This window comes from Saliniramus sp. (assembly GCF_035311605.1).
Taxonomy (GTDB): domain Bacteria; phylum Pseudomonadota; class Alphaproteobacteria; order Rhizobiales; family Beijerinckiaceae; genus Saliniramus.
The window spans coordinates 1-8,736 of record NZ_DATGCW010000338.1 but is presented as its reverse complement, the minus strand read 5'-3'; the positions used below and the strand labels follow the sequence as shown (position 1 = coordinate 8,736).

At 63.9% G+C, this 8,736-nt stretch carries 7 protein-coding genes and 1 pseudogene; 6 read left to right on the top strand and 2 right to left on the bottom strand.

Annotated features, from left to right (window positions below; translation table 11 throughout):
- Positions 1-112 precede the first annotated feature (112 nt).
- Together VKP01_RS15030 and VKP01_RS15025 are read left to right on the top strand one after the other, a co-directional pair.
- Complete coding sequence (locus tag VKP01_RS15030; protein WP_324413693.1) at positions 113-424, top strand: hypothetical protein; 312 nt, start codon at positions 113-115, stop codon at positions 422-424.
- 92 nt (positions 425-516) lie between these two features.
- Positions 517-2,418, top strand: a complete 1,902-nt coding sequence (locus tag VKP01_RS15025; RefSeq protein WP_324413691.1) for a bifunctional 2',3'-cyclic-nucleotide 2'-phosphodiesterase/3'-nucleotidase — start codon at positions 517-519, stop codon at positions 2,416-2,418.
- 22 nt (positions 2,419-2,440) lie between these two features.
- Here the strand turns inward: VKP01_RS15025 and VKP01_RS15020 are convergent, their stop codons facing one another.
- Positions 2,441-2,755 (bottom strand): hypothetical protein, encoded by a 315-nt coding sequence (locus tag VKP01_RS15020; RefSeq protein ID WP_324413689.1) that lies wholly within the window; start codon positions 2,753-2,755, stop codon positions 2,441-2,443.
- Positions 2,756-3,195: 440 nt separating this feature from the next.
- Here VKP01_RS15020 and VKP01_RS15015 point away from each other — a divergent pair, with 440 nt between their 5' ends.
- Both VKP01_RS15015 and VKP01_RS15010 read left to right on the top strand, forming a co-directional pair.
- On the top strand, positions 3,196-3,654 hold the full coding sequence (locus VKP01_RS15015; RefSeq protein ID WP_324413687.1) for an META domain-containing protein: 459 nt from the start codon (positions 3,196-3,198) through the stop codon (positions 3,652-3,654).
- Between the two features lie 350 nt (positions 3,655-4,004).
- Positions 4,005-4,850, top strand: coding sequence for a hypothetical protein (locus VKP01_RS15010; protein WP_324413685.1), 846 nt, complete (start codon positions 4,005-4,007; stop codon positions 4,848-4,850).
- Between the two features lie 41 nt (positions 4,851-4,891).
- Here the strand turns inward: VKP01_RS15010 and VKP01_RS15005 are convergent, their stop codons facing one another.
- Positions 4,892-6,382: a M81 family metallopeptidase gene (locus tag VKP01_RS15005; RefSeq protein WP_324413683.1), complete on the bottom strand. Its 1,491-nt coding sequence runs from the start codon at positions 6,380-6,382 to the stop codon at positions 4,892-4,894.
- Positions 6,383-6,652: 270 nt separating this feature from the next.
- On the opposite strand from VKP01_RS15005, the gene VKP01_RS15000 reads away from it, so the two are divergent.
- On the top strand, positions 6,653-7,480 hold the full coding sequence (locus tag VKP01_RS15000; protein ID WP_324413681.1) for a hypothetical protein: 828 nt from the start codon (positions 6,653-6,655) through the stop codon (positions 7,478-7,480).
- A 222-nt stretch (positions 7,481-7,702) separates the two neighbouring features.
- Positions 7,703-8,736: pseudogene (locus tag VKP01_RS14995) on the top strand (DNA mismatch repair protein MutS); the annotation flags it as partial.

Genomic DNA, 8,736 nt, shown 5'->3' with positions numbered 1-8,736 from the left:
TACCCGAAACAATTTAAAGTTATATTATGGCGCTACGACTACGCGCTCCGATCGATCCATGCGTTCCCTTGCTTGCCGGGTTCGCTTGGCCGGGCCATGATCGTGATCGCGGGTGACGCGTTTGCACGCGCGTGATGCAGGTGACCAGACACGGATCGGAGTGTGGCTGATGGCGCTGGTGGCGCGCAAGGTCGGGCTGGAGAGCTGGCGTGAGGCGGTGGCGCGCCGTGCGGCAATGGCGGATCGCGTCAACGCATGCCTTGCTGCGTTCGACGAAGCCTGCGCTGCCGGGGTGCCGGAACACGTCGCCGCCTACCACACCCTCGACGCGCATGGCTGTCTCGACCGGGTCATCCTCCCCGGTGATTCGCAACAGCAGCCGGAACAGGCCGAAAATGATCAGATCGAGCCGCCGGGCTCATAAGCCGGCAAATCTCGAGGGCGCCTTTACCGTCTTTTGCCGTAAACCGCATCGCAGCCTTGCCAGAAGCGCCGCAAGCGCGCCATAGAGGATCCATGCAGAGCCTGCGCCTCATCGCCACCTCCGATTTGCACATGCATGTGCGCCCCTACGATTATTTCGAGGATCGCGCGGATGAATCGGTCGGGCTTGCAGCGCTCGCACCTTTCATTGCCGAAGCGCGGGCCGGGCATCCCTGCAGCCTGCTCCTCGACAACGGCGACTTCCTGCAGGGCGCGCCGCTGGGCGATGTCGCCGCGCAGGCTTATGCCGAGGGCGCGCGGGACAACAATCCAGTCATCGCGGCGATGAACGCGATGGGTTACGACGTCGCCGCACTGGGCAACCATGAGTTCAATTACGGCCTCGATTATCTCGGCCATGCATTGTCGTCTGCGCGATTCCCGGTGCTGTGCGCCAATCTGGAGCGCAGCGACGGCACGCCTTTCGTGCCGCCATCGACGATCATCACGCGGATCCTGCCGGGAGGCGACACAGTCGGCGCGGAAACGCCATTGCGCATCGGCCTGATGGGCCTGCTGCCGCCACAAATCATGCAATGGGATCGCAGCCACCTGCATGGCCGGGTGCGTGTCACGGATATCCGCGCCGCAGCGGGTGAAACCGCCGCCGCGTTGCGGCGCGCGGGTGCCGATCTCGTCATCGCCCTTTGTCATTCGGGCATTGTCGGCGGCAGCTATCGCGAGGGCCAGGAGAATGCGGCAGGTCATCTCGGCAGCATCCCCGGCATCGATGCGATCATCGCCGGCCACCAACATCTGCGCTTTCCCGGATCACGCGAATTCGACGCCCTGCCCGGCATCGACAATGCCGCCGGTACAATCAACGGAATACCGGCGATGATGCCGGGCGCATACGGTTCGTCGCTCGGCCTGATGGATCTGGCTCTCGCGCGTCATGACGGCGTCTGGCGGGTGACCGGGCACGAGGTGGCGATCATGCGTCTGCGCGATCTGGCTGACGGGAAGACCAGAGCGGCTGCGGATTGTCCGGCGCGGGCGATGATCCTGAACGTCACCGAGCCCGATCACGCGCGCACACTCGCCACCATGCGCGCGGGGATCGGCCACACGCGCGGCGCGCTCGATTCCCATTTCGCGCTTCTTGGTGACAATTCCGCCATGGAGCTCGTGGCTGAAGCCCAGCGCGAGGCCGCCCTTGCGCTGATCGATGCACTTCCCGACCACGATCTGCGCGCGCGCGATCTGCCCCTGCTCTCGGCTGCGGCACCGTTCAAGGCTGGCGGGAGGGGTGGCGCGCAGTATTACACCCGCATCAATCCCGGCCCGCTCAGCCTGCGCGACCTGGCCAATCTCTATCTCTATCCGAATACGGTCAGCGTGGTGCGGGTCACCGGGGCGCAGCTGCGCGAATGGCTTGAGCGATCAAGCGGCATCTTCCGGCAGATCGACCCGCAAGGACCGGCGGACCAGCAGCTCCTGCGTCACGGCTTTCCATCCTACCATTTCGACGTGGTCTTCGGCCTCACCTATACAATCGATCTCGGCGCCCCCGCGCGCCACGACCGTGACGGCATCCTCGTGGCGCCGCATGCGCAGCGGATCACGCAGATGCTGTTTGAGGGTACGCCCGTGCGGCCCGAGCAGGAATTTCTGGTCGCGACGAACAATTACCGCGCCGGAGGCGGCGGCACCTTCTTCGACGGCATACCTGCGCCCGTCATCGCCGAGAGCACGCAGATGGTGCGCGAGGTGGTGGCGGAATATGTTCGCGCGCGCGGCACTGTTTCACCGCGCGGGATCCGCAACTGGCGCTTTGCGCCCTTGTCGCGCGCCGATGGCAGCGCGCTCGATGTCGTCTTCGAAACCGGCGCGCATGCACGCGGTCGGGAGCCTTCGGGTCTGTCGCTGACCCCGATCGGTGAGGCAGGAAACGGCTTTCTCGCCTACAGGCTGCGTCTGTCGCAGCCGAGGTGAGCGCCGTTGATCGCGCGCCACCTCAATGCAGCATGAGAAATTCGCGGGCCTGACGCTGTGCGCTGGCGATTTCCTCGCGCGACATTTCCCCGGCGAGTTCGGCGCGGTGGGCGATTGCTTCACGGCAGCCCTTGAACACGGCGACATTCAGCCATTTGTGTGCGCTTACGAGATCGATCGCAACGCTGCGCCCGGCGGCATACATCAAGCCGAGTTCATAGAACGCGCGCCCGTCTTCGACATCGCGCCCCGGCGTGATGATGTCGTTGGCTCCTGTCCCGGTCCGTGCCAGTGCAATCGTGTCCGGCTCGTATCTCGCCATATCGTATCTGGCCATGACGCATCCCCTTTTCTCTCGCGATCGGGATCTTTCGTCCGATCGTCCCGCAAGGCCCGTCCCGTCGCGCCTCGTCATGAACGGATCATTGCCGGGAAGCCGTAAAAACGCTTCTAAAATTGTCGGTGAATCACCCGGCAAGAATACTTTCGCTGCGCTTAAACTGCGTTGACACAAGATGAAAAACGGGGCGAATTTACCCGTTCTGGCACAGGAAAGCCGTAATTTGCTCGATTGCGCTTGACCATTCATCAAGCATGACGGCAGGACTCACCGGGATACGCAAATCCCGGCAATACGCGCCCGGCATCCTGCGCGAACAAAAAAACGCCGCACGCGTATGGCGATGAGGTAAAAACGGGTGCATTGCATGAGCCGGGTGTGAGCCGTTATCGTCTACTCTGCATCGCATCCGCAAAGCTTGAGGGAGTATCTGATTCATGAAAGCCTTACGCGTCGCGGCCCTGTGCCTCATTGCCGGCCTCGCCCTGCCGGTGACGCCGCTCTCCGTACAGGCTCAGAGCGAGCAGCAGGAAGAGAATCTCGTGCCGCAGCCGATGCGCGAGAAACTGTTCCCGATCAGCGTCTCCTATACGGTGATCAGCCTGAACGGGCGCGCCTTTCCCGGTGAGAACCCGGCAATGACCCTCGACTCGAATTTCCGCCTGCGGGGTTTCGGCGGCTGCAACAACTACTCCGCCATCGCCTATCCCCAGCTCGAACAGGGCATTGCGGTCGGGCCCTTTGCCCTGACTGACCGCGAATGCGCGCGCGACGTGATGAGCGCCGAGCGCGGCTTCCTCGAAGCCCTGCGCGCCGCGCGCGAATGGGATACGCAAGGCAACCGCCTCACCCTGAACGGCCCGCGCGGCGAACTGGTGCTCGAACGCGCCATGTGACGCGACGATATGCGGGCGTGAGCCGAGCCTGGCAAGCGCACAAGCTGCCCAGCCCCGCACGCCCCGCCCACTCTTCCACGTGAACCATCGGAAAACGACGTGCGCGACAGGCGCACTCGCCGCCGTCGCGACCGGATAAGACCCGGTCGCGCGGGAGAGCGCCGTGCGGCGTCGCGAAACCCGTAGCCCTGTTTCAACGGATATCGGGGAAAACAAAGCAGAGAATAAAATTTCATTATCATTTTTAGAAATTAACTATGATTCTCATATGGTAAATGAAATCATTGAATAAAATTGAGATTTATCATATTTAAAATTGCAATTCGCGAACCTCTGCACTGGAGATCATCATGCAAGTCCATACCTCGCCACAAAGCAACCGGCCGGCTCAGACGACCAACCACGCCGATGCAGCTGTTGCCTTCGCGCGCGCGCGGGCAGCCGAAGCCTCAGATGTCGGCGCGGTAGCCGCCAAAGACACGCAGAATCAGGCGTTGCTCGAAGCCGCGATCGGGCAGATCGGGCACGACATGCACGCCCATGGCGGCGGCCACCTCGCGGGGATCGCGCAGCAGATCCTGCGCGATGGCGCGCAGACCCTGCTGGCCGATCCCGGTGCCGATTTCGCGCAGAATCTCGATATCCTGCGCGGCCATGTGCTGCATCATGTGCTGGTGCGCGCCGGTCTCATCGAGGATCCCGCTGCCCCGCTGGCCGGCCCGATCTCCGTACCCCGACATCGGGAAGACGGTACGCTCGACACCTATCTGGTGGCCTTCCCCGAGATTCCCGCTGCGGAGGATGCCCCCGGCGCTGCGGCTCCCGAAGGTGTCGCGCTACAGCCCGGAATGGGAGCGCAGGAGGCGCAGCGTATCGCACTCTCGGAGAAGCGGCATGAACTGGCGCGCGGAATCGCCGAGCAGATGGCAGCCCATGGCGCCCCGCATCTGCAGGGCGAGGCACAGATGCTCTTCCTGCAGGCGACTGCCGGCGGCCCGGATGTCGACAATCCGTTCGCGGGGCAGAACCTTGAGATCATGGCGGCCCATATCGGCCACCACCTGCTTGCGCGTAACGGCAACATCGATGACCCGGCCGCTCCGCGCGAAGGCTCGATCCAGGTCCCGCAACACCTGCCATCCGGCGAGCTTCATTTCGTCGAGGTTGCGATGGAGCGCCTGAACCAGAGCGGCTGATGCCTTGAGGCAAAAACCACCCCGGCTCTGAACAGCCTGCGTCACCCTTTTCCGGGACGCAGGCGCAGGCCGGGGCGGATTTTCGTGAAGGCGAAGCTCTGCGGATCATCCGGGTTGGTGCCCGGCGCGAGCCCGATCAGCACCTGCCCGGCGATCTCCTGGAAGCCCGAGCGGAAATGCGCGGAGCTCTTCAAAACGATGATATCCGCCGCCTCCGGGTCGACGCCGATATGGCTGAAGGTCTCGCGGTGGATCGGCTGCTGGCGGATCGTGACGACGAGCACGCGCACGCCGCCCTGCGCGAGCACCGCCGTCGGCCCCATCTCGGTAATCGGGGTGCGCAGCATCGGCGCGGTGCCGCGAAAGCGCCCGTCGCTGAGCGCTTCGACCCGCCAGGGTCCGGGAACGGGCTCCTGCCCCGGCCCGGCACCCGGCCCCGACAGGCTCTCGATGACGCCGCCGATGCCAAGTTCATGGGCGCGCTTCGCGATTTCCGGCGCATGAAAGATCCCGACCACGGCGTTCTGCGCGCCCTGGCGCAGTAGCTCCGCGATCATCCCCGTCGTATTCGAGAACGCACCCGCGCCGGGATTGTCCTGGGTATCGGATATGATGACGGGACGGCTTGTCCCCGCCGCGATCCGCGCGGCTTCGGCGACGGCCTGGGCTACGGGGAGCGGCTGATGGCGGGCATATTGCGCCTCCGCCTCGAGAAGCGCGTTAAAGAGCCGGTCGGCGGCGGCATCCGTCGCCGCCTGATCGGGGCCGTAGGCGGTGACGCTCGGCCCGACATCGCGGATATCAGCGGGCGGAAAGCCCATATTCAAAGCCAGATGCACGCCGGTCTCGGCTTCGATCGCCTCCAGAATCTCGTAGAGCCCGCGCGAGGTGTCGAGGTAGGTCGAGCCGGCGGGGATCGGGATGAGATAGGGTGACTGGCGCAGCGCGCGGGCATTGGGCAGCCCTGCCGCGCGCCAGCGCATCAGCCTGTCGAGCCATTGCGCGCAGCGCCCGCCGGTGGGACCCCAGTCGTTATGCGGATAGGTGCGGTAGGAGGTCAGGAAATCCGCGCGTGCGACCATTTCGGGCGAAACATTGGCATGCAGGTCGAGCGCCACGAGAATCGGGATATCCGGCCCGACCACCTCGCGCACCCGTGCCAGCAACGCCCCCTCCCCGTCATCGGCGCTCTGCGTGACCATGGCGCCGTGGAGTTCGAGGAAGACCGCGTCGACGCGCTCCTTCCGCAACGGCTCGGTGAGCGCGCGCGCCATATGTTCGAAGGCTTCATCGGTGACCCGCCCGCCCGGCATGGCGCAGGCCCAGGCGAGCGGCAGGATCTCGTGGCCGGCCTCACGGGCGCGGGCAATGAAATGCGACAGGCCGAGATTGAGCCCCTCGAACGCATCGAAGATCGCCTCCCCCGTGGTCGGGCGCGGCCAGGGCCCGCCTTCTGCAAAATCCTCCCAGCCCGTGGGACGGGCGATGAAGGTATTGGTCTCGTGCAGAAATCCCCCGACCGCGATACGCATGCGTGTGTCTCCATCCGTTGCTTGCAGGCCCGCCGGCGGCTGGTCGCCGCGTCGCCAGTATGCGGGAGCCATGGTGGCGCGAAGCCAGCCCGCTGTCACGACAGGCGCCGGCACGGGGAGATGGGTACGCGTGCACGGATTGAATAATGCTTTTTATGCATTTAATTTAAAAATTAAATATAACAAATTCATATGTAATAATTTATTTCAATATAAAAACAACCTATAGTATATTTAGATTATTCAGTCATGCATACAAGGGAGTGAGTTATGCAGGTTACAAATACTCAGACGACGACAACGAACCATCCGACAGGCCAGGCCACAGGCGGCGCCGAGTTCGGTGCCGCAATGACGGCGGGAGCGGGAGCGCGCGCCGCCCTCAACCCACATCAGGAGGCGCTGCTGAACGCTGCGCTCGATAATATCGCGCATCAGATGGAAGCTCATGGCCATGCGACGCTGGCTCCGTTCGCAAGGCAAACATTGGAAAACGCCGCACGCCCGGTGCTGGCCGATCCGAACCTCCCGGACGAGGAAAACCTCAATATTATCGGTGGCCACTTCCTGCATAATTTCGTGAACCGCATGACAGGCTTCGACCCGGCGGCGCCAATGCATGGGCCGATCACGATTCCTCAGCGCGATGGCAGTGGAGCGCTGAACATGGTGGCCTTTGATTTCCCGGAGCAGCATGATCTCCTGCATGAAATTGAAAACTTTCATATTGAGACCGCACGAAGAGAAACCTCCGAGCCAAATCTTGTTGAGCATTCTTTCACCGGTCGGAGCAACAGAGCCGAACTGAGCACAGAAATACAAATCATCACGGGCCAATTTTCGGGGCAATATGGACCGAATTTAAGCGAAAGAGGCCGTGCCTCAAGCACTCTTAACGCGCACCTCGAAGATGATCGCCGTGAACCACACGATCATTCGGCCCAGAATGCGAGAATTGCAGCTGGCTATATTCCGCATCTCATGCTGGTCGACAATGGGGCCATTCAGGACGACCGTTTCCCTCAGGGCGGACCTTACTGGATCCCTTATCACCTGCCGACGGGTGAACTCATTCAAAAGCCGGTCGAGCTGGCTTGAACGCTCGCCCGACGACGCCCTCCGTCCACCGCAACACAGTTGCGGTGGACAAGTCCCGGCCCGCATCGCATCGCGGTGCGGGCTTTGCTAGAAGAGAGCCCGGTTCCGGATTCCGGCGAGGGTGGCGTGGTCGCGACGAAGACGCGTAAAGATGAGACGCAGGGGCAGGAGGCGCCCGCAGGTCTGCCTGTGGCGAGCGTCGCGCCCGAGCGCGTCACGCCGATGATGGCGCAATATATCGAGATCAAGGCGGCCAATCCGGATTCGCTGCTGTTCTACCGCATGGGCGATTTCTACGAGCTCTTCTTCGAGGATGCGGAGATTGCCTCGCGCGCACTCGGCATCGTGCTGACCAAGCGCGGCAAGCATGGCGGCGAGGATATTCCCATGTGTGGCGTGCCGGTCGAGCGCGCCGATGATTATCTCCAGCGCCTGATCGGGCTGGGCCACCGCGTCGCGGTCTGCGAGCAGATGGAGGATCCCGCCGAGGCGAAGAAACGCGGCAACAAATCGGTCGTGCGCCGCGACGTCGTGCGCCTCGTTACCCCCGGCACCATCACCGAGGAGAACCTGCTCGAACCCGGGCGCGCCAATCTCCTTCTCGCCATCGGCAGGCGGCGCGCCAGCGAGGACCACATGCTCTATGGCCTCGCCGCCGTCGACATCTCGACGGGGCGTTTCAGCGTGTCGGAAACCGACGCTGCCGGTCTGCCGGGCGAGATCGCCCGGCTCGATCCGCGCGAGATCGTGCTGCCGGACGGCATTCTCGAGGATCCGGCCCTGACGGGCTTCTGGCGCGAGACGCAGATCCCGCTCTGCCCGCTCCCGCGCGACGGGCTCGACGCGACATCCGCCGAGGGCCGGCTGTGCACGCATTACGGCGTCGCCACGCTGGACGCGTTCGGCGATTTCACCCGTGCCGAGATCATCGCGGCAGGCACGGCGCTCGCCTATGTCGCGCGCACCCAGATCGCCGCGCGCCCGGCGCTCGAACCGCCGCGCCGGGAAGCGGTGAGCGCGAGCCTCGCCATCGACGCCGCGACACGGGCCAATCTCGAACTCACCCGCACCCTTGCCGGTGAGCGCGCCGGCTCGCTGCTCGCCACGATCGACATGACCGTCACCCCCGGCGGCGGACGGCTCCTGGCCGAGCGTCTCGCCGGCCCCTCTACCGATCTCGCCGAGATCGGCGCGCGGCTTGATGCGCTGGATTTCCTCGTCGAGGAACCCGCTTTGCGCGAACGTCTGCGCGGCGC

Coding starts and splice junctions, on each gene's coding strand:
- VKP01_RS15025 (WP_324413691.1), top strand. CDS start 517: ATGCAGAGCCTGCGCCTCATCGCCACCTCCGATTTGCACATGCATGTG.
- VKP01_RS15005 (WP_324413683.1), bottom strand. CDS start 6,382: ATGCGTATCGCGGTCGGGGGATTTCTGCACGAGACCAATACCTTCATC.
- VKP01_RS15020 (WP_324413689.1), bottom strand. CDS start 2,755: ATGGCCAGATACGATATGGCGAGATACGAGCCGGACACGATTGCACTG.
- VKP01_RS15015 (WP_324413687.1), top strand. CDS start 3,196: ATGAAAGCCTTACGCGTCGCGGCCCTGTGCCTCATTGCCGGCCTCGCC.
- VKP01_RS15010 (WP_324413685.1), top strand. CDS start 4,005: ATGCAAGTCCATACCTCGCCACAAAGCAACCGGCCGGCTCAGACGACC.
- VKP01_RS15000 (WP_324413681.1), top strand. CDS start 6,653: ATGCAGGTTACAAATACTCAGACGACGACAACGAACCATCCGACAGGC.